Consider the following 19,897-nt stretch of genomic DNA (forward strand, 5'->3'; position numbering starts at 1 on the left):
GCGCGAGGCCTATGCAGTAGAGCCTACAGGCGGGGCCGTGGTACGCTGAAGCGGTCTTACTGGGGACTCGTCTAATGGTAGGACAGCAGATTCTGGATCTGTATGTGGGGGTTCGACTCCCTCGTCCCCAGCCAAATGCATTCATTGCGAAAGGGCCCCACGAGGGCCCTTTCTTCGCGTCTGACGGGCGGGCCGAAGGCAGCCGTCCGCACCTAGTAGCTGGCAGAGGCCGCACGCTAGAGCCGGCCAACGGCGCCGACGGGCCTATTTGCACCGACTCAACCAGGCGGGCAGGTTGTTGCCAGGCCTGTGCGGGCACTCGGGGTAGGGGAACTCCCTGGCCGGAGGGCTTTCGCTCCCGACGTACACGGCCACGAGCTCGACATCGCCGACGAGAGTGAGGGTGCATTCCTGATCCCGGGGAACGGGCCCCACGATGTCGCAACCCGGGCCCTTCAACGACTTCAGCCCGGGCCAGTACCCTGCCAGCGCATCGCCGGCGGAAACGACCACGGTCGTCCCTTTCTTGACGGTGTACTCCGCGACGCACGGGTCCGGGAAGATTTCTTCCGGCGCGCAGGACTTCGGGAAATAAGTCCGCATGCCCTCTTCGCCGGGCCGCAGGTGAGCGGATACCCTCGCTGGCAATCCGTAAGCCACGATTCGGAGTACGACCTCATCGGTCGGCGCGAGGGTGGCCGATGGCCGCGCTGTGGAAGCGCCGCGCGCTGTCGGCTGGGCCGGCGCGGAGGTGGGGGGCGGGCCGCCGTCCCCGGACGCCGCGCTGCCGTCGGTTGTGGCGGGTGGCGCATCACCACCGTCGTCGCCGTCGAAGGGCCCGGGACCGACCAGGATGATGAGCCCGAGCAAGCCCGCACCGAGGAGGAGAGCGCCGACCTTGTTCGCGTTCCCGCCAGAACCCCCGGAACTGCCGCCGGAACCACCGTTTGCCATGAGCGGCATTTTGCCCCAGGACGGCCGGCGGTGCCAGACAGGAGCCGGCACGTACCAAAGGGCAAATTTGTCGCCCGGGCCCCGGGGCGCCCCACCCCCCGCACCCCCACGAAACCCCGGAACCACTGGACCCCCACCGGGCCCGGGGGGCCCCCGGGGCCCGGGGGGGGCCCCCCCCGGGCCCCTCGGGGGGGCCCCCGGGCCCCCCCCCGGGGGGGGGGGGGCCCGGGGGGGGGTACACGCCGCAACAAGGCCTATTGAGACTCGAGTCGCACGCACGAAGAGCGGTTCGTGTGTACACGGGTGCCGTTGGCGGCCCTGGAACTGCCAGTGGCGTGGGCGAGAGAACTGAAACGGCGTTCTGCAATGAGGGCAGGTCCCTGCAGCGGCGGGCCTCCTGTATCATCTCGCCCATGCCCAACGAGCCTGTGGGAGTCCTCATCATCGGGGCCGGCGCCTCCGGCGCCGCCTTCGCCTGGAGCATCGCCGACCTCGGCACCAGCGTCCTCTGCCTCGAACAGGGCCCATGGATGCACCAGCGCGACTACCCCACCAACTTCATCGACTGGGAGTCCCGCTCTCTCGGGCCATTCGCCACGAACCCCAACGTGCGGCGACTTGCCCAGGACTACCCGGTCAACGATTCGGACTCTCCCATTCAGCCCCTCATGTTCAACGCCGTCGGCGGCAGCACGATCCTCTGGGCCGCCCACTTCCCCCGCTTCACTCCCGGCGATTTCCGCGTTCGAACCGAAGACGGAGTCGCCGACGACTGGCCCATCTCCTACGAGACGCTCGAACCGTTCTACGCCACCAACGACCGCATCATGGGCGTCTCCGGCCTTGCCGGTGATCCTGCCTACCCGCACCACGAGCCTCCCCTCCCTCCCATCCCGCTCGGCGCTACCGGCAACATTGTCGCTCGTGGCTTCGAGAGGCTTGGCTGGCACTGGTGGCCCTCCGACAGCGCCATCATTTCGCGCGAGTACGAGGGTAGGTCGCCCTGCATCAACCTTGGCTCCTGCGGAAGCGGCTGCAGCCAGGGCGCGAAAGCCAGCACCGACATCACCTACTGGCCACTCGCCCAGCGCAAGGGTGTCCAACTGCGCACAAACTGCCGCGTCAAGCAGATAACCGTCCGGCCCGACGGGACGGCCGACGGCGTCCTCTACTACGACGCCGATGGCGTCCTCCAGGAGCAGAAAGCCGAAATCGTCGTCCTGGCCTGCAACGGGATCGGGACGCCGCGCCTCCTGCTCAACTCGAAGAGTGCACAGCATCCTGACGGCCTGGCCAACAGCAGCGGGCTCGTCGGGAAGAACCTCATGTTCCACCCCTACGCGCTCATCCGCGGCGTCTTCGATGAAGAGCTCAACGGGCGACGCGGCCCCGGCGGCTGCACCTTCTGGAGCCACCAGTTCTACAAGACCGACCCTTCGCGCGGCTTCGTCCGCGGCTACTCATACGAAGGCACACGCGGCAGCGGCCCGGCGACGACCGCGCTCTGGGGCATGGCAACGGGCCGCGTGCCCTGGGGTGAGGCGCACCACGAAGCCTTCGCGAGGCTGAACGGGCACGTCGCGGGTATGGTTGCCATCACCGAAGACCTCCCGGACGAGGCCAACTGTGTGACGCTGGACCCAGTCCTCACGGACAGCGACGGCATCCCGGCGCCGAAAGTGACCTACACGCTGAGCGAGAACAGCCGCCGCCAGCTGGCGCACGCGGTTGACCGCGGAACCGAGGCCCTCAGAGCCGCCGGAGCGATCGACGTGATCGCCGAACCGCTCATGCGCACCGCCGGCTGGCACTTGATGGGCACTGCCCGGATGGGCACCGACCCCGGGCGGTCCGTTGTCAACGAGTGGGGCCGCGCGCACGACGTGAAGAACCTGTTCGTTATCGACGGCAGCATCTTTGTGACATCCGCCGGCGTGAACCCGACTTCGACCATCCAGGCCCTTGCCCTTTATGTCGCCGACTCCATCAAAAAGAATGTGGCGGAGCTGTTCGCATGAGCGACCCGACACCACCTCTGCTCCACGACGCCGCCTTCCTGAGCGCGCTCCTCGACGCCCTCATCCCTGCAGCCGGCCGGGGCACGCCCATGCCCGGAGCAGGCGCGATCGGCATCGAGTCGGCAGTTGCGGAAACCATCGCCGCCGATGCGCAGGCGGGACCCGCCATCGTCGCCGCCCTCGAGGCGCTACGCGAACGGACGCCTGGCTTCGCCAGCCTCGCCGCGGCCGAGCGGGCACCCCTCATTGAGGCGCTGGCGGCCCTCGATCCTGCCTCGGTGCGAGCGTTGCTGCGCCACGTCTACCTCGCCTACTACCAACACCCCACGGTGCTGGCAGCCCTCGGCGAGCCGCCGCGTCCGCCCTTTCCGGAGGGCTTCGACATCGAACCGACGGACCCGAGACTCCTAACGGCGCTGGGGAGACGGAGGAACTGAACGCCCTTCCCGAGTGTGGATCCGCCAGCCGCCGTCCGTAGAGGTTCAACTTCGCATTAGCATGAGCCATGGGAGAAGGGTCCTCCTTTCGGTCTGGGTCCTAGCAACCGCAAACCAACAGGGAAGTCCTCTCCCAGTCAACAAACCCCGTGGGAACTACACCCGGTCGTTATGCCTGTGTCCAAGAGGAGGCTCAGATGGCTGGGCAAGCGATGAAGGTTCGTGTCTGAACCAGTGCCGACGCGGGAATCCCGGCCGCACCAGAGCGCGCCGCAGCAAATTGACCCGCGTGTTGGATGTTCCGGGTGGTCCCGAACCCAAATTAAAGGCTCGTTAGCGATTAGCCAACGTTAACCGGAAGTCCGGAGATCGCATCCACGACTGAACACGATCCAGCAGCTCCTTCAAAAGGCCATGCGGGGCGATCTTACCCGGAGGGCTGACGTGTCCCGGAGGACTGACGTGTCCCGGAGGACTGACGTGTCCCGGAGGACTGACGTCCCGGAGGACTGACGTGTCCCGGAGGACTGACGTGACCCGGAGGACTGACGTTCCCCGGAGGACTGACGTGTCCCGGAGGACTAAGGTATCCCGGAGGGCTGATTTGACCGGGCGGACTGAGCTGACCGGGAGGATGCCCTTTGCCCGGGTGACTCATCTGCCCCGGCGCCGACAGCACGCCTTCACCGCGTCCGTTGCCGTGCCCATCCTGTGCGTTAGCAAGTCCTGCGCCCGCGATCGACAGGGTACCAATAAAGACCAAGAAACCGAGCAACAGCGACCATCTCATGTTCTCTCCGGCGGACTATTGCTGGCGCCGGGCTCGCGCTGCGGAGGCTATGCTTTCAAGAACCGCGATTCAAGGCTGAAGCGCGGATAATGACCCAAGAATTTTGTCGCTAATTCGCTTCCTCGATGCTCTGGCGGATTCCGTCGATACTCGCCGCGGCGGGTTCATTATGGGGATCAAGCGTTTCGGCCGCGACCAACAGCGCCAGGATGCGTTCCCTATTTCGCTCCGAATCGACCAGGAAAAGGGCGTCCGCTTCTGCGATGAGGCTATACGCTGTTGGGGCGAAGCGAACATTCGCCTCATGGAAGTGGTGAGCTGCCTCGTCATACCTGCCGGCGGCAATTTCGAGTTCGCCGAGTTGAAGAAGATAGCCCGGAAGCAACGGATTGATCCGGCTGGCGAACCGGGCATGCTCGACAGCCGCATTTGCGTCGCTGCGCGTGGCAGCACGCCCCGCGTTCCAGTCGGCCAGCACAAGCAAGCACCCCGACAAAATCGCAACCAGACCGGCGGCCAGGAGGCCGCCCCTGGTCCAAGACGAAACGACGCGGTCGACTGGCCGGCGTTCGCCAGCTCCGGAGCGTTGGTGTGACAGCCCGAGCAGCCCGCCCATCAAAACCCATGGCATCCAGCCGGTCATCGCTTCACTGAAGGAAAACGCCACTGCGATGAAGTACGCGACGATGGCAGCTGCGAACGATGCGGCGATTGGTTCGAGCGGACCTCCTCCTCTGGAGCGTAGCGCGGGGAAGAGGACGAGAGCCACCAGAGCCACGAACGCGGTTACACCGAGCGCGCCGAGGCCCACGAGTTGGTCAAAGAAAAAGCTATGGGCGCTTTCGGGGCGTACATTCGCCGTGCCTATTCCCGGCTGATCAGGTTCGCGGTAGCTCGGGAACAGAGTCGAAAAGCTATCCGGACCGCCTCCCAGGACGGGGTGATCTTCCCACATCTCGAATGCCAAACGCCAAAGGCTCAGACGAGTTGATTGGTTGTCGATGTCACTTCCCGCGTCAGCGCGGGCGACGGCGGAATCCAGAACGGTACGGCTCTGCGGAATGGCGGCGACAGCGGCCAGGCTCAAGACTCCCACTCCAGCAGCGGCTAAGAGCGTCGCCCTCGTGATGCGTTGCGATAGGGAGACAAATGCACACGCGCCGATGACCGCCGCAACCCATCCTCCGCGGCTCATCGTGAGGACGAGAACGGCAAGCATCGCACCCGTCGCCGCCGCAGCAACCGCCTGGCGCCAACCCGATTCGTGCGACATCAGACCGGTTCCGACGAGGGCACAGACAACGAGCTGGGTCGCGAGGACGTTGGGCTGTGCGAAAAGCCCGCCGGCTCGTCGGGATGAGGCGTTCGACCAATCGATCCAGTCCAGCCCAGCCACGTCGAGGATTGCATAGAGAGAGGCGACAGCTCCACCGAACAGGAAGCTCCAGGCCAGGAATCGAACCTTCGATGAGGTGGTTGCCGCGGCGCCCGTCACGAGCATCAGGAGTGTGCAGACCGTTACCGTAATCAGACCCTGGTAGCGTTGGAACTCCCCGAGCAGAGCGCCTCGTGGATCAACGCCGATCCCCGTCGACAGCGCCGTGAGCCCCAGGAACGTCGCCGCAACACGCGCCGGCGCCGCTGGAACATCTCTGTAGGGACGGAAAGACGAGGCCGCCGCGCAGCCCAGCGCGAGCCCGGTGAGTACGAAGGTCGCTGCGAGCCGTGGCATGACGACCTGATCGAAGAGTGGCGGAGCCACGACGAGCGGAGTCAGCGCCGCCAGTGCGCAGACCGGCACGGCTGGGTCGAGGCGCTGAGTCCACGTCATCCGGACGCCACTCTACATATCCGTCTCGATGTTGAGGAAGGGAATCAGACAACTCCCTCCGGCACGGAGGCTCGCCTCAAACCCATAGCTGCAGCCAGCGCGAGCCCCATATCCGAAACTGGCGGTTCGCGTTGTCGTAACCGTAGGTCACCTGGTTCGAGCCACCGGGTGGATGCCGAGGTCCTACGCCGGGCGACGCGTGCCCGCTACGGGTCGACTTCGTTCAAGAGCGTGTTTTCGAGGGAGAGTGCACGGGTGAGGTACTTGAGTTCTTCATCGCGCCACGGGAGCGGCGCCGGGGCCTGGGTCAGTTTGGCGTCCTTCATCTCCTGTTCGACCTTCGGGTCGGAGGCAAACGCGTTACCGACCTCCATCTCGAAGAACATTTCGCCGAGGGGCGGCTTCGGCGTCTGGCCACCGGCTTCCCAGGATTCCGCGGGATAGCCGAGCGCCTGCACGCAGACTGGCGTCGCGGTCTCGGGGAGGTTGAACAGCTTGGCGACGCGGTCGAGGCGCGGGCTCGACATGAGGCAGGAGCCAAGCCCTTCCTCGTAGGCGACGAGTGTCGCCTGGGCGATGGCCTGGCCAACGTCCATGAAGGCGAGCGGGGCGACGCCCATCGCCTTGCCGGCCATAAGGAAGCCGGGCCGCAATTTTTCGTTGATTTCTTGCTTCGTCGCCTCTACTTCGACGCCAATCCGGCGAGCATCAGCAAGGCGGAGGACGCTATCCGGCCACGCGTCGCCGATGTACACGGACGCCTCGTTGTACCAGAAGATGAAGACCGGGGCGGTGTGCATCTGCTGATAGCCGATCCTGGGAGCGATGGCCTTGATCACCTTCTCCGAGGCCTTTTCGCGCCAGATTACGATGGCTCGCACGTTCATCACGTTGCCCGCGCAGGACGCGCGCCGTGCGGCTTCGAGCATCTTCTGCACTTTTTCTCGTTCCACGGGCTTGTAGGGCAGGAAGAACCGGATGGTCCGGCGGCGGCCTATGACTTCTTTGAGTTCCACTGGGCAATTCCTCTGCCTCCCCGGCTTCGGCGCCGGGAGAGCGTGCGATCGGGCCATTTCTCGCACACCGCGCGAACCTGCGACATGACAATTGTCATGCTCATCGCAAGATGCCCGGGGGATGCTGAGGGTGATCTGGATCATATCGTGGACCGGATCATGCCCGTCCAAGATGCGGGTGGTGCCTGGGCGAAGGCTCCGGACGGATCGTGACGCTCGGCCATGCAGGCGCCTCGCCGCTAACGCGGAAGAAAGAGGGACGCCCCGTGTCCGAATTCAAGCAGCTGTTCAGTCCACTCAAGATCGGGAGTTTCACCGTCCGGAACCGGATTGTGAGCACGCCCCATCACCCGCTCTTCACGGACCCGGATGGGCTTCCGGGTTCGCGCGAGATTGCCTACTGGGCGGCGAAGGCGAAGGGCGGCATCGGGCTGGTCGAGTCGCACGTGCACCCGATCCACAACTCCATCGAGGGATCCGGCGACTTGTTCAGGAACCCGGATGCGGTGAGGAAGTTCCACAACGCCGCCGAGGCGATCCACGAGCACGGTGCGAAGTTCGTTTGCCAGCTCTGGCACCCCGGCACACAGGGCTCGGCGATGTTCAGCGCTCCATGGGGACCGTCGCTTGTTTCGCAGCCGAACAGCTGGACTGTGCCCCACGAAATGACGACGGCCGAGGTGCGCGACGTCATTGCCGGCTACGCCCGCGGCGCGTCGGTCCTCCGCGAAGCGGGAGTGGACGGCGTGGAGATCCACGGCGCCCACGGGTATCTCATAACCCAGTTCCTCTCGCCGCTTTCGAACTTGCGAGACGATGAGTACGGCGGCGACTTCGAGCGGAGGCTGAACTTCCCGCTCCAGATCACGGAAGCCATCAGGGCCGAGGTGGGACGCGACTTCACCGTGGGGATGCGTATTTCGGGCGACGAAATGACGCAGGACGGCTATACCTCGGAAGACTTCGTGCGGATGGTGCCCTACCTGACGGCGAACGACCAGCTGGACTACCTGAGCGTCAGCGTCGGGATCTACCGGTCCAAGGACACGATCATCGCGCCGATGTACTACCCGGGCGGCGCCTTCGTCTACCTGGCCGCCATGGCGAAAGAGGTGCTGGACATCCCGGTGTTCTGCATCGGCCGGATCAACGACCCGGTCATGGCGGAACAGATCCTCGAGAACCGCCAGGCGGACATGGTCGGGATGACCCGGGCGAACATCTGCGACCCCGAATTGCCAAACAAGGCGCGCGAAGGACGGGTGGACGAGATCCGCCACTGCCTCGGGTGCAACGAAGGCTGCTGGGGACATGTCGAAAAGTCGCAACCGATCACGTGCGCGTTCAACCCGGTCATCGGCCGCGAAGAGTCCTGGGGGGAGACACGCCGTACCACCAACCCGCGGCGGCTGGTGATCATCGGCGGCGGGCCATCTGGCTGCGAGGCCGCCAGGGTCGCGGCGGGCGCCGGACACCAGGTAACGCTCTTCGAGCGCGGCGAGTCCCTCGGCGGCCAGACCAACATCGCGGCGAGAGGGCCCGGGCGGACGGACTTCGCGGAGGTCGGGCGCTACTTCAGCGTCGAACTGCGGAGACTCGGCGTCGACGTACGCGTGAACACGGACGCGACGGCCGAGGCGGTGCTTGGCTTGAACCCGGACGAGATCTTTATCGCAACGGGAGGGCGGCCGCGGGTGCCGGACCACATCGAGGGCATCGGACGCCCGAACGTTGTCCAGGCGTGGGACGTTTTCAACGGCACAGCCGAATGTGGCCAGCGCGTGGTTGTGCTGGACGACGACTTCCACATCCAGGGCCTCAACGTCGCAGAACTCCTGGCGGCACAGGGCAAAGACGTCGAGGTCGTAACACGTGAGTTCGAAGTCGGGCCGCATATCGAGCCCAACACAAGAATGGCGACGCTTCGGCGCGTGAACGAGCTCGGCGTCCGTCTCTCGCCGACCACCTGGGCACGGGAAATCGGGGCGGACCACATTGTCCTGTACCACTTCTACAGCCTGAACGAGGAGACGCGGCCGGTGGATACGGTGGTGCTCGCCTGCAACGTGGTTTCCGAGACCGGCCTCGGCGAGGAGCTTGCCGAGAAGCATCCACGGGTGAGGTTCATCGGTGATGCAGCGGGGCCGGGGCTATTGGAAAGGGCGACCTACACCGGTCACCTCGCCGCGCGCTCGCTCGAAGGCGCACCAACCGAGCCGTTGCTCAACGCGCCAATGCGGAGAGGTTGACCTTGGCGGGCCGCGTCCTCGCGGTCGTGGATGGGACTGCAACGGGCGTGCACCGGCGGGCGCTGGCTGCGGCCGGGCTCGCGCAGCGACTCGTGTCCGAAGCGGGCCTCGCGGCGGACGTGGTCGTGGTGGGCTTTCCCGGGCATCCGTCCGGGCGCTGGCAACGCGCCTGGCGATCTGAGGCGAGTTCTCCCCAGGGTCTGGCGGGCGAACTCGCCGGGATTGTGAACGGCGACGAGTACCTCGCCGTCATCGGAGGAGATACGCCGTTTGGGCGCGAGCTTTGCGCACGCCTCGCGGTCCGGCTCGGAGCACCGGTCGTAGCCCCCGTGCTTTCACTGCGCCTGCAGGGCGGGAAGCTGCGTGTTGTCCGGCCGGCGCAATACGGCGCCGCCACCGCGACACTCGAAGTCGCCCGGCCCCCACTGGTGGCAATCGCACACGCGGACATGATGCGGGCGACGGCGTCAGATGCCGCCAGCGGGCTCGAGTTCGAGTCCCTTCGTGCGATCGGACCTGGGGAGCCGGTCGAAGTGCTTGGGGAGGAACAGCTCAGCCCATTCGAGATGGATGTCACGGAGGCCGACGTCGTGGTGGCTGGAGGCCGCGGAGTCGGGGAAGGCGGCTTCGCCATGCTGAGCGAACTGGCTGCCCTTCTGGGCGGTTCCGTCGGTGCGACGCGCGTGGCGGTCGACCTCGGATGGGCGCCCTACCGGCGCCAGGTCGGGCTGACGGGCAAGACGGTTTCGCCGCGGCTGTACGTCGCGTGCGGCATCTCGGGAGCCATCCATCACGCCATGGGAATGCGGGAGTCCGGGTTTGTCGTCGCCATCAACAATGACCCGCAGGCGCCCATCTTCAAGATCGCTCACGCCGCCATCGTCGGCGATGTGCGCGACATCGTCCCATCTGTGATCAAGGAACTCTCCAGGAGGACGAGCGTCTCGCCCGTTGCCGCCGTCCTGGCGGGAGCTCTGGGATGAAGGCGGTGGTCCTGCTCCGAGCCGTGTTCGATGCCTCCGTGGGCGGGGGCACGTACGAGGGGCCCTACGTCCTCGACGGCTCCTCGCAGGCTGCCCTGGGTCTCGCGCGCCAGTGGCGCAGCTCCGCGCCCGACGGACGGGTTGCCGGGGTCGCGATCGGGCCGCCCGAGTGGGAGCCGGCCTTGCGGAATGCCCTCGTCCTCGGGTGTGACGAAGTCTGGCGAGGATGGGGCGACGCGATGGGCGGCGCCGACGTGCTGACAGTCGCGCAGGCCATCGCCGAAATCGTGCCTGCGGCACTCGGCTCGTCATCGGCGGGGAGTCCTCGAGTGACCACGGTACCGGCCTGCTCCCGGCGGCGGTTGCGCAGAACCTGGGATGGCCGTACCGAGGCGAAGTGACCGGGGTCGTTGCCGAAGGTGCGGCCACCGCCTTCGCCGTTCGCCGCGAGGGCGGCCGGCGGCTGCACTGCCGCACAGAGGCAGCGATCGTGGTGGCGGCGGCGCGGATGCCGGCGCCTGCGTTTTACCCACGGGTAGCCGACCTGATAGCGGCCCGAAAGACCGGCATCCCCTGCGTGAGTGTCGACGGGCCGAAACGAGACGCACCCGGGATTGAAGTCATCGGATACGGCCCAGCGAAGCCGTTGACTCGCCACCTGCTTCAGCCTTCGGCGGGCGCCAATCCGGCCCAGCGCCTGAAGCAGTTGATGTCGGGAGGCGTAACCAACCGGGGCGCCAAGGCAATGGGCGGTGCTGGCGATGAGATGGCCAGGAAGCTCGTCGAACTCCTGGTCAGCGAAGGTTTCGCAACGTGAGTTGTGGGTGGAACCGACTCTTCGGAGAGGTTGGCCCGACCGGTCGCTTCCTCAGGGGCGATCCGCGACTCGCAGTATATGACGGCGATCATTGACGGGTTGCTCCTATAGCAGCCATAAGTCACGTACATCCTTCAAGAGGTGTGCCCGTGACTTCGATCGAAACCAACCCCCGCCGAGCGAACGTGAGTGGCCCTTACCGTGATCGGCAAGAGTGGGATTCCGTTCACTGGGGCACGCATTGCGTTGACTGCTATCCGGGCGACTGCCCGATCCGCGTGTACGTGAAGGACGGCAAGGTCGTCCGCGAAGAGCAATCGGGGACGATCGCTACGGTCGAAGAGGGCGTGCCCGACTTCAACCCCATGGGCTGCCAGAAGGGCGCTTCGTGGAGCAAGTCGCTCTACGGCCCCGATCGAGTCCAGTATCCGCTGAAGCGCGCAGGCGAACGCGGCGAGGGGAAGTGGGAGCGCATCTCCTGGGACCAGGCGCTCACGGAGATCGCTACATCGATGGTCGATGCCATCGAAAACGAAGGCTCCGCTTCGATCGTGCAGGAAGGCACGCCCGAAGGTGGCGGGAGCATGGGGGCCGGCCGCTTCCGGTCGGTTGTCGGCACTCACATCCTGGACCTCCAGGGCTCGTTCAATGACTTCTCGATCGGCCTCTACGAGACCTTCGGCAAGTTCAGCCCCACGTCGTCGGCCGATGACTGGTTCAAGTCCGAACTGATCCTGTTCTGGCACATGAACCCCGTCTTCACGCGCATCTCCCTGTACCACTTCCTTGCCGAGGCGCGGTACAACGGGGCGGAAATCGTCAACATCTCACCCGACATCAACGCCTCACATACCCATGCGGACTACCAGGTGCCGATCAACGGCGCGGCGGACCCGGCGTTCGGGCTCGCCCTGGTCCAGGTGATGTTCGAAGAGGGTATTGCGGACTGGAAGTTCCTGAAGGAACAGACGGACATGGGATACCTCGTGCGGCTCGACACGAAGCGCTACCTGCGCCAGACGGACCTTGAGAGCCAGGGCGGACGGGAGGACCAGCTGTATCAGTGGGTGCCGAACAAGGGCCTGAAGCTGGCGGACCGGGCGAACATGTTCCTCAAGGGGGTGGATATCGCGCTGGAGGGAGTCTTCGACGTCACCCTCGCGGATGGCACTACGGTCCAGGTGACTCCGGTTTACTCGCTGTTGAAGAAGAGCCTCGATACGGACTACACCCCGGAAAAGCAGCAGGCCATCAGCGGCGTGCACCCGGACACCATCCGCATGCTCGCTCGAAAGATCGCGACGAAGCGGACAAACATCATGCTCGGCTACAACGCCTGCAAGTTCTACCACGGAGACCTCATCGAGCGAGTGATGGCGCTCGTGCTTGCGGCGAGCGGCAACTGGGGGAAGCACGGGACGGGCATCCGGTGCTGGGCCGCGGCCATGAATGACGGCCAGGCAATCGCGATGGCGAAGCCGGGCCCGGGGGCAGCCAACAGCGAGATCGTCCTCGCGGCCCGCGATGCCGCGGTCGCCGCCTGGAAGAAGATGGACCCAACCGCCACGACGGAGATCGCCGTGCGTGAAATTGCGAAGAAGATGGCCGGACAGGAACGTGGGGGCATCAACCGCACAGACCAGACGCTCGTCGGCGGCGGCTCATCGGCCCCGCCCGCGTTCTGGTGGTACTGGCAAGCCGGATACAAAGAGCGCTGGAACACCCGCGAGTGGGGCGATGAGTCACTTCCGCGCGAATTCGACGAGTACTTCAACGAAGCGCTGGAAAAGGGCTGGTGGCAGGGCCTCGACCAGCCTCGGCCGGAGAACCCACCGCGTGTGCTGATCGAATGCGGTGGCAACACGCTGCGCCGCACGCGCGGCGGCAAAGCGGCACTCCTGCCGACGCTTTGGCCCAAGCTCCGGACGATCGTCACCATGGACTTCCGCATGAGCCAGACTGCGCTCTATGCGGATTACTTCCTCCCGGTTGCGCAGCACTACGAAAAGATCACCTTCGGCATGCCGACGCCGCACGTGATGAACCTCACCCTCGGGGACAAAGCCGCCGAACCGCCAGGCGAGGCGAAGGATGAGTGGTCGATCTTCCACAACCTGATCCGGAAGATCGCCGAGGTCGCGGAGTCGCGCGGTTTGGAAAGCTACACGGCCAGCAATGGCGTCCCTCGGCGTTATGACGAGCTTGCGCGTGTGTACTCGATGAATGGGTACTTCGACAACGAGGACTCGCGACTGGACGAGATCATCCGCGATTCGGCGCTGGCGGGGACGTTGCCCATGGGCACAAACCTCCGCGTGATGCGGGAAAAAGGGCACGTCCGCTTCATCGACTGGGGGCTCGCGCCGATGGGCCTCTCCCAGGCGTCGCCGCTGGTGCCGAACAAGACGCACGTCCCCTTCCGCGACCACACGGAGCGCGGCGACCCCTTCCCGACATACGCCCGGCGGGCCCAGTTCTACATCGACCACCCGTGGTTCCTGGAAGCGGGCGAAGAACTCCCGGTTTGGAAGCCGAACCCGAACATGGGCGGGGACTACCCAATTGGGATGACTTCGGGACACAACCGCTGGAGCATCCACACCATGAACCAGGCGAACGAGGTGATCCTCGGCACGCACCGCGGGGAGCCGTTCGTGGAAGTGAACCCGGGCGATGCGGCGGCCAGGGGAGTGAAGGACGACGACCTCATCCGAATCTATAACGACCTCGCCTCGTTCGAAGTGCGCGTGAAGATCTCCCCCTCCGTTAAGCCGAACCAGCTCGTCTCTTACAACGGATGGGCGGGTTTCCAGTACAGCGACTGGAGCGGGGCGAACGAGCTCGAGCCTGGCATGGTCAAGTGGATCGGATTCGCCGGAGGCTATGGCCACCTTCAGCACCTCGGTGCCGAGTGGCAGCCAGTCCCCTGCGACCGGTGGATACGTTGCGACTTCGAAAAGGCCCCGGCGGGCTAGTTGTTCGCCGGGAACCCGGTCGAAGGCGCCAAATGACCAGCGGTTCCAGTGAACCGTCTCGGCCACGGTGACAACCCCGGCCGCGCTGTCGGGTGCCCGGCGAGGCTGTTTGGGTTGACGTGGGTGCTATCGTTCACGCGCCTCGCCGCGAGCAACAACCTCAAAGGGCGTGCCCACGTGTTCTCTTTTCGACGATCTCTCCTTTCGTTCATCCCGGCTCTCGCCATCCTTGGCGCTTGCGGAGGATCGGACGACGACGCCGATGTCTCAGACGACGCAGACGAAGGATCGTCCTCACCGTCTGCCAACAACGGCGGGGCGACCCGCGGTTCGAACAACACAGCCAAGGTCCCGACGATCAAGGATGGAGCCTTCGACGAGGGGACGGTCCACATCGAAGTGTCGGGACAGAAGGACTTCAAGCTCGACGCTGAGGGCAACGGAATAACGATGGGAGGCTTCACGCTGCTCACCTTCGCGAACGACGATGCCACCGTTATCCTCACGTTCCAGGTGGATTCCAAGGAAGAGCCGGGTGGCGTGGCAATTACCGCGACCCAGCTTTCGACCGCGGGCTCGTGGGGCAAGGAATGCACGGTGACGGCCGAGGACGGCACGAAAGAACTGAAGGGTGAGTTCACCTGCAAGGAAGTCGAGGGCGTCGACTCGAAAACGGTCAAGACCTACAAGGTCAAAGTCACCGGCAAGTTCTCGGTCAAGCGCTAAGCGGATTCGCGCGCAAGTCAGCTACCTCGCCCCGGCCGGGAACGCCGGGGTGCGTCAGGCAGGAGCCGGGCCTCGCTACGCGTCGCTGCCGGCAACGGGCCGGCTCGCTGGGGCGGTTGCGCGGGCGCCGCGGAAGTCCCGGAAAGGGCCGTCGCGCCACTCGAGGGCTGCCTTCAGGCCTTCTTCCCGGAGGCGGCGATTCCATTCCTGTGCTGCCGGACGATGCTTGCTCATGGCCTCGACATCGGTGCCGGACATGAGCCCGGTGCGGATGCCCATGGCTTCGTACTGGCGATTCACGGCACGCTTCGAGTACATGAGCATGTCGTTGTCGATGTTTGCCATGCGCCGGGCGAAGCGTTCGGTGAACCCCGGGAGCTCGGCAGGGGGCACGGCGTACGTCGCCCAGCCCATCTCCGCCATGTCCTTCCCCGAGAACGAATCGCCGACGTAGGCGAACTCCCGGGCTTTCGTCATCGGGAGGTGCCAGGGCGCCCACATGATGTCCATCGTGCCCATCGCCCGCACCGGCGGATAGCCGACCTGCGCGTCCTCGGCGACGATGCGGAAGTCACAGAAGCTCGCGAGTTCGGTGCCTCCGGCCAGGCAATACCCCTGGATCTGGGCGACCACCGGCTTGGCAAGCTCCCAGAGCAGCCAGTTGCCCAGCAAGACGTGGCGCGACCAATCGTAGTGCGCCGGATGGGTGGTACCGGTATCGGGCAGTCCGGAGCGCGGATGCACAAAGGTCGACCCGTCGCGAGCGGCACGCGAGGGCGAGAGGTCGTAACCGGCGCTGAAGGCCCGGCCGTTGGCGCGGAGGACGATGACGCCCACAGAACGGTCGGCTTCCGCCTCTTTCAGGGCATGAAAGAGTTCACCGCGAAGGTCGTTCGAAAGCGCGTTCAGCTTCTCCGGCCGGTTCAACGTGATGAAGGCAAGCCGTCCATCGGTTTCGAAAAGGATGTTCTCGTACGTCACGCGGTTCCTCCTGGGCGCCCCTGCGAACCGGGGCGCCCGCATTGTTATGCCTCCAGCGCCTCGCCGCCAGACCTGCGGCGGGCGAGGGGCGCCAAACGGGCGCGGAGCAGCCATCACGAACCTATGATGGGAGTCATCCCGGTGGGCCGGCGCGGCAGTCCATAGTACGGGCGAATGTCGTCTGCTTACTTCGAGCGCCACCCCTCTCTCAGGCCGCTGGCGTATCGCGATTACCGGTTCCTCCTGGGCGGGCTGGCTCTGGTGCAGTTGGCGGCGCCCTTCCAGTTCCTTACCCAGGTCTTCTGGCTCCAGCAGGAATACCCGGACCACGCGACCCTCTATGCCTCGTTAATCGCCGCCAGCCGCGGGTTGGCGATGGTGGTCTTCAGTCTCGTCGGAGGCGCAATTGCCGACCGGCTGGAACGGAGGCGAATCCTGCTGGCGACGGAGACCGCGTCGCTGCTCGTGAACGCGGTGATTGCGTTCCTGATGATCGCGAGCCCCGTCGGCGAAGCAACCGTCGCCGCCGTGACGCTCTGCACGTTCGCCTCGTCCGGCGTGATGTCGATCGACGGGCCGGCACGAAGCGCGAGCATGCCCTCCATCGTCGGCATGGAGAACCTCGCGAGTGCAATGGGTCTCTCCATGGTCATCACGCAGGTGACGATGCCGATCTCCCTTTCGATGGTGGGAGTGTTGAACGGTCTCTTCGATCCCGGACAGGTCTATGCGGGGTCGTTGCTTGTGTGGGCCGGCATCCTCCCGATGATCGCTGCTTTGCGCTATCACAGCATCGGCGGTGGTGGTCGCGACGTGGGGATGGTCGCCAGCATCCGCGAAGGGATCCGCTACGCCCGAGCGAGCGCCGCCATCTCCGGGATCCTTCTCGTGCTTGTCGTGGTCCAGTTTGCCGGCATGCCCGTCGCGACGCCGCTGGGACCGGTTTTCATGATCGAGGTCCTGGACTTCACCACCGCCCAGGTCGGCTTCATGGGCATGACCTGGGGGCTCGGGTCGCTCGCCGCGTCGTTCTTGTTAGCACGCTTTCGCTGGCTCACCCTGCGCGGAGATACGCTCGCCGCGATGACGCTGGCCTTCGGCGTTGGCGTGGTTGGTTTCGGTCTCTCCCGCTACGTCCCGGTGACGGCCGTATTCGACTTCCTTTTTGGGTTCGGTTTCACGGCGACGTCGCTGGTCTCGGCGACGATCGTGCAACACACCGTCGCAGACAACGTGCGGGGTCGAGTGATGGGGCTGTTCCCGTTCACGCTCGGCTTCGCGAACCTCTGCACTGCGCCAATCGGGCTTGCCGGACAACAGTTCGGTCTTGCACTCCTGGTCCCTGCACTGGGAGTCACCACCCTGGTCCTTTGCGCGTCGGTATTCGCCACGCGTCCCCAGCTGCTGTCTATCCGGGCCAGGGCGGGGCGGCGGCGACCAGCGGCGAACCGTAGAGTGGTACGCCCCTGGCTATTCGGTCTGCGGAGCTTCAGCGCCCGCATCGATCCATGCATCGAGCTCCGCCCAGACTCCCGACAGCCAGCGGAGCTGGTCTTCGGGCAGTGCAGGCACGTCTGCCCGGGCGATTCGCCGGAAGTCGATGAGAACCTCGCGGCCGACAAGCCCGCCTGAGAGCAGGGAGCGGTAGTCCGCCGCAGCATCGAGCCCGCGGTGAGCACAGACAACCACGTCCGCTCCGGGAAGCGCGGCGAGCGCGGCGAGCACCGCACCGCCGCGCGGCGGAAGGACATGGCGGTAGACCGGTAGCGGAGCGCCCGATTCGGCTTGCTTCGCCCTTGCCCTCGCGAGGCGTCCCGGGCTGAAGAGCGCTCCCTCCGGGAAGATGAGGACGCCCTCGTCTGCCCGGAGTCCGCTGGCCAGTGCGTGGACGCGGGCGGACTGGCCACGCGGCTCCTGGCTTCCTGTTTCGACGAAGACGTTCGGCAGACGGTTGCCCACGATGTCCAGGCAGGGATCGCGGAGCAGCCAACGATTGATGACCCAGCGCAGGCGCAGACGGTGGCGCGCTGCTGCGAAGACTGCGGGGACCAGGTTGTCGAGGGGGGAAGCATGCCGCCCGAGGATGATGACGGGTCCAGGAGGCACCTGATCCGTTCCTTCGACCTGGACGCGGAGCCCGAAGGACCAGCGAGCACCTGCGAAGATCACTCTCGCCCAACGGGCCTGGAGCTGGAAGTTCGCGGCGAGGTAGGCCTCGGAAGGAGAGCGGCGCCAGCCGGAGTGGCGCAGCCACAGGTAACCGCTCACCAGGATGCCGCCGAGTTCTGCCAGGAAGTAGACATTCGCAAGGACGAGGCAACGAACGAACACGAGGCCGCGCCGCAGCACGACGCCGGTGACGAGCAAGACCGGCAACAAAGCAGGAGTCAGGATCAGAAGACCCAGCGCCGCGGCCGAATAGCACGGGACGGTGATGGCACGGCGGAGCCAGGCGCGGCCGAAGGATTCATGCCGCCACGGCTCCTCCCGGTTCACGCCGGTGTCAACCCGGCCGCGAGCCCGTTGGAGTTCGGCCCGGTCGGGCGGGCGGACTCCATCCGGCCCCACTTCTCTTCGAGCACCTCTCGCCGGTAGTCGAATATTCCCTGGACCTTGCGCTTGACCATGCGTGCGCCGAAGAGGTCGCCCAGCACGCCTAGCGGGAGCGCGTAGTGGATGATATCGCGCATCTCGGTCCCTCCGGGGACGGCCTTGAAGTGGTGCTGATGATGCCAGAACCGGTAGGGCCCCGCACGCTGCTCATCGACGAACATGACACCGTCGACGACGTGGGTAATCTCGGTGACCCAGAGGACCCGCAAACCGGCCATGGGGACGACGTCATAGGTCACGATGAGCCCGGGGTGCATCGCAGAGGGGAGCGCGGAGGTCGGCTTCAGGTTCAGCGAAGGCGGGGTGATCGTCGCGAGGTTGCGAGGGTCCGAGAAGAATGCCCACGCTTCCTCGAGGGGAATCGGCAGAAGTTGTCGCGATGCGAGGCGATGAAGGCGCATGGTCAGGAACCTTTCACGATGGATTCGAGCGCGGTGCTGATCTCCGTCTGGCGGAAACTGTATCCAGCATCGAGCAGGCGACGCGGGAGAACGCGCTGCCCGGCAAGAAGGAGTTCATTCGCCGATTCGCCGAGCACGATGCGCAGGGCGAAGGGAGGCACGGGGAAGATGGCGGGCCGCTTCAGCACCTTCGATAGTGCCTTCGTCAATTCCCGGTTTGTGACAGGTTCCGGTGCGGTGACGTTGTAGACACCTGACATGTCAGTCGTCAGGCTTCGAATGAGAATCGAGACGGCATCTTCGAGCGCCACCCAGGAGAACCACTGCCGGCCACTGCCGAGGCGGCCGCCGGCCCCGAACTTGAAGGGCAGCATCATCTGGGGCAGCGCACCACCCTCTTTCGCGAGGATGACACCGAACCGGAGGAGGACCGTGCGAGCGCCGGCGTCCTCGGCCTTCATCGACTCAGCCTCCCAGTCCCTCACCAGGTCAGCGAGGAAGCCCTCCCCGCGGGCGCTCGTCTCATCGAGGACCTCGTCCTCGCGGTTGCCGTAGTAGCCGATGGCGGAGGCGGCGACGAACACCGGGGGGCTGGCCATTTTCGAGATTTCGGAAACGAGCAGCCTGGTCGAGTCGATACGGCTCGATCGGAGCTCCTGCTTCCGCTTCGGCGACCACCGGCCCTTGCCAATCGACTCACCGGCGAGGTGGACGACGGCATCGATACCTTCGAGGGCTCCGGGACGTATCCATCCCGTGGCCGGGTCCCAGTCCGCCGCGGCGCCGCGCTTGAGCGGGCGGACATCGTGGCCCTCGCTCTTCAACCGCGTGGCGAGCGCCGTCCCGATGAGGCCCGAGGCCCCGGTAATTGCGACACGCATTGTAGTGACTCCTTCCACGGGGCGTTGTTTGTCTTCGAGCTTAACAGTCTGCATGAGAGGTCTCCTGTCAGCCGGGTCACCGTTGCGCCCGGACCGTCAATCACTGGACAAATTCTGGACGGATGTTCGATAGATTGTCAAGAGTTTGCCAAATGTTTGTCGAAGGTGCTAGGGTAGCGTCGTGCTGATCCGGATTGGTGCCCTAAGCGAGACGACCGGCGTCTC

General features: G+C 65.5%; 15 protein-coding genes, 1 tRNA gene and 1 pseudogene. 10 read left to right on the plus strand and 7 right to left on the minus strand.

Annotated features, from left to right (window positions below; genetic code table 11):
• Positions 1-60: 60 nt before the first annotated feature.
• Positions 61-134 (plus strand) — tRNA-Gln (locus tag IPG14_RS02090).
• A gap of 130 nt (positions 135-264) precedes the next feature.
• Here IPG14_RS02090 and IPG14_RS02095 read toward each other — a convergent pair.
• Positions 265-954 (minus strand): hypothetical protein, encoded by a 690-nt coding sequence (locus tag IPG14_RS02095; protein WP_343390744.1) that lies wholly within the window; start codon positions 952-954, stop codon positions 265-267.
• A gap of 413 nt (positions 955-1,367) precedes the next feature.
• Between IPG14_RS02095 and IPG14_RS02100 the strand changes: the two genes are divergently transcribed.
• Together IPG14_RS02100 and IPG14_RS02105 are read left to right on the plus strand one after the other, a co-directional pair.
• Positions 1,368-2,972: a GMC family oxidoreductase gene (locus IPG14_RS02100; protein WP_343390745.1), complete on the plus strand. Its 1,605-nt coding sequence runs from the start codon at positions 1,368-1,370 to the stop codon at positions 2,970-2,972.
• A complete protein-coding gene (locus IPG14_RS02105) occupies positions 2,969-3,409 on the plus strand; it encodes a gluconate 2-dehydrogenase subunit 3 family protein (RefSeq protein ID WP_343390746.1) in 441 nt (146 codons plus the stop codon). The genes IPG14_RS02100 and IPG14_RS02105 overlap by 4 nt, the downstream gene beginning before the upstream one ends.
• An 899-nt stretch (positions 3,410-4,308) precedes the next feature.
• Here IPG14_RS02105 and IPG14_RS02110 read toward each other — a convergent pair.
• Positions 4,309-6,030 carry an O-antigen ligase family protein gene (locus IPG14_RS02110; protein ID WP_343390747.1) on the minus strand — a complete coding sequence of 574 codons (1,722 nt, stop codon included), beginning with the start codon at positions 6,028-6,030 and terminating at the stop codon, positions 4,309-4,311.
• Between the two features lie 206 nt (positions 6,031-6,236).
• Positions 6,237-7,046 (minus strand): nitroreductase family protein, encoded by an 810-nt coding sequence (locus IPG14_RS02115; RefSeq protein WP_343384867.1) that lies wholly within the window; start codon positions 7,044-7,046, stop codon positions 6,237-6,239.
• 266 nt (positions 7,047-7,312) lie between these two features.
• On the opposite strand from IPG14_RS02115, the gene IPG14_RS02120 reads away from it, so the two are divergent.
• The 6 genes from IPG14_RS02120 to IPG14_RS02145 all read left to right on the plus strand — a co-directional run bounded on the left by IPG14_RS02120 (position 7,313) and on the right by IPG14_RS02145 (position 14,796).
• The gene (locus IPG14_RS02120) at positions 7,313-9,295 is read left to right on the plus strand and encodes an FAD-dependent oxidoreductase (RefSeq protein ID WP_343390748.1); all 1,983 of its coding nucleotides are present in this window, start codon (positions 7,313-7,315) and stop codon (positions 9,293-9,295) included.
• Positions 9,296-9,297: 2 nt separating this feature from the next.
• Positions 9,298-10,278, plus strand: coding sequence for an electron transfer flavoprotein subunit alpha/FixB family protein (locus IPG14_RS02125; RefSeq protein WP_343390749.1), 981 nt, complete (start codon positions 9,298-9,300; stop codon positions 10,276-10,278).
• Positions 10,275-10,679 carry a hypothetical protein gene (locus IPG14_RS02130; protein ID WP_343390750.1) on the plus strand — a complete coding sequence of 135 codons (405 nt, stop codon included), beginning with the start codon at positions 10,275-10,277 and terminating at the stop codon, positions 10,677-10,679. Before IPG14_RS02125 ends, IPG14_RS02130 begins: the two co-directional genes overlap by 4 nt.
• Entirely contained in the window at positions 10,676-11,095 is a 420-nt protein-coding gene (locus IPG14_RS02135) for a hypothetical protein (RefSeq protein WP_343390751.1), read from the plus strand. Before IPG14_RS02130 ends, IPG14_RS02135 begins: the two co-directional genes overlap by 4 nt.
• Before the next feature lie 149 nt (positions 11,096-11,244).
• Complete coding sequence (locus IPG14_RS02140; RefSeq protein ID WP_343384871.1) at positions 11,245-14,070, plus strand: molybdopterin-dependent oxidoreductase; 2,826 nt, start codon at positions 11,245-11,247, stop codon at positions 14,068-14,070.
• 114 nt (positions 14,071-14,184) lie between these two features.
• Complete coding sequence (locus IPG14_RS02145; protein ID WP_343390752.1) at positions 14,185-14,796, plus strand: hypothetical protein; 612 nt, start codon at positions 14,185-14,187, stop codon at positions 14,794-14,796.
• A 75-nt stretch (positions 14,797-14,871) separates the two neighbouring features.
• Here IPG14_RS02145 and IPG14_RS02150 read toward each other — a convergent pair whose 3' ends face one another.
• Positions 14,872-15,777, minus strand: a complete 906-nt coding sequence (locus IPG14_RS02150; RefSeq protein WP_343387923.1) for an enoyl-CoA hydratase-related protein — start codon at positions 15,775-15,777, stop codon at positions 14,872-14,874.
• Between the two features lie 174 nt (positions 15,778-15,951).
• On the opposite strand from IPG14_RS02150, the gene IPG14_RS02155 reads away from it, so the two are divergent.
• Positions 15,952-17,409, plus strand: coding sequence for an MFS transporter (locus IPG14_RS02155; protein ID WP_343390753.1), 1,458 nt, complete (start codon positions 15,952-15,954; stop codon positions 17,407-17,409).
• A gap of 75 nt (positions 17,410-17,484) precedes the next feature.
• Here IPG14_RS02155 and IPG14_RS02160 read toward each other — a convergent pair.
• The 3 genes and pseudogenes from IPG14_RS02160 to IPG14_RS02170 form a co-directional block, all read right to left on the minus strand.
• Positions 17,485-18,345 (minus strand): annotated as a pseudogene (locus tag IPG14_RS02160) (1-acyl-sn-glycerol-3-phosphate acyltransferase); the annotation flags it as partial.
• A complete protein-coding gene (locus IPG14_RS02165) occupies positions 18,270-18,791 on the minus strand; it encodes an SRPBCC family protein (protein WP_343390754.1) in 522 nt (173 codons plus the stop codon). The gene IPG14_RS02165 and the pseudogene IPG14_RS02160, both read right to left, overlap by 76 nt.
• Positions 18,792-18,793: 2 nt before the next feature.
• Positions 18,794-19,672, minus strand: coding sequence for a TIGR01777 family oxidoreductase (locus tag IPG14_RS02170; RefSeq protein WP_343390755.1), 879 nt, complete (start codon positions 19,670-19,672; stop codon positions 18,794-18,796).
• Positions 19,673-19,897: the final 225 nt, after the last annotated feature.

The sequence above is a fragment of the Candidatus Amarobacter glycogenicus genome, assembly GCF_016704105.1.
In the GTDB taxonomy this organism is placed as follows: Bacteria; Chloroflexota; Dehalococcoidia; order Tepidiformales; family Tepidiformaceae; genus Amarobacter; species Amarobacter glycogenicus.

What these genes read in the sequence shown, in the direction of transcription:
- IPG14_RS02155 (WP_343390753.1), top strand. Translation starts at nt 15,952, where the DNA reads ATGTCGTCTGCTTACTTCGAGCGCCACCCCTCTCTCAGGCCGCTGGCG.
- IPG14_RS02105 (WP_343390746.1), top strand. Translation starts at nt 2,969, where the DNA reads ATGAGCGACCCGACACCACCTCTGCTCCACGACGCCGCCTTCCTGAGC.
- IPG14_RS02110 (WP_343390747.1), bottom strand. Translation starts at nt 6,030, where the DNA reads ATGACGTGGACTCAGCGCCTCGACCCAGCCGTGCCGGTCTGCGCACTG.
- IPG14_RS02170 (WP_343390755.1), bottom strand. Translation starts at nt 19,672, where the DNA reads ATGCGTGTCGCAATTACCGGGGCCTCGGGCCTCATCGGGACGGCGCTC.
- IPG14_RS02165 (WP_343390754.1), bottom strand. Translation starts at nt 18,791, where the DNA reads ATGCGCCTTCATCGCCTCGCATCGCGACAACTTCTGCCGATTCCCCTC.
- IPG14_RS02130 (WP_343390750.1), top strand. Translation starts at nt 10,275, where the DNA reads ATGAAGGCGGTGGTCCTGCTCCGAGCCGTGTTCGATGCCTCCGTGGGC.
- IPG14_RS02100 (WP_343390745.1), top strand. Translation starts at nt 1,368, where the DNA reads ATGCCCAACGAGCCTGTGGGAGTCCTCATCATCGGGGCCGGCGCCTCC.
- IPG14_RS02095 (WP_343390744.1), bottom strand. Translation starts at nt 954, where the DNA reads ATGGCAAACGGTGGTTCCGGCGGCAGTTCCGGGGGTTCTGGCGGGAAC.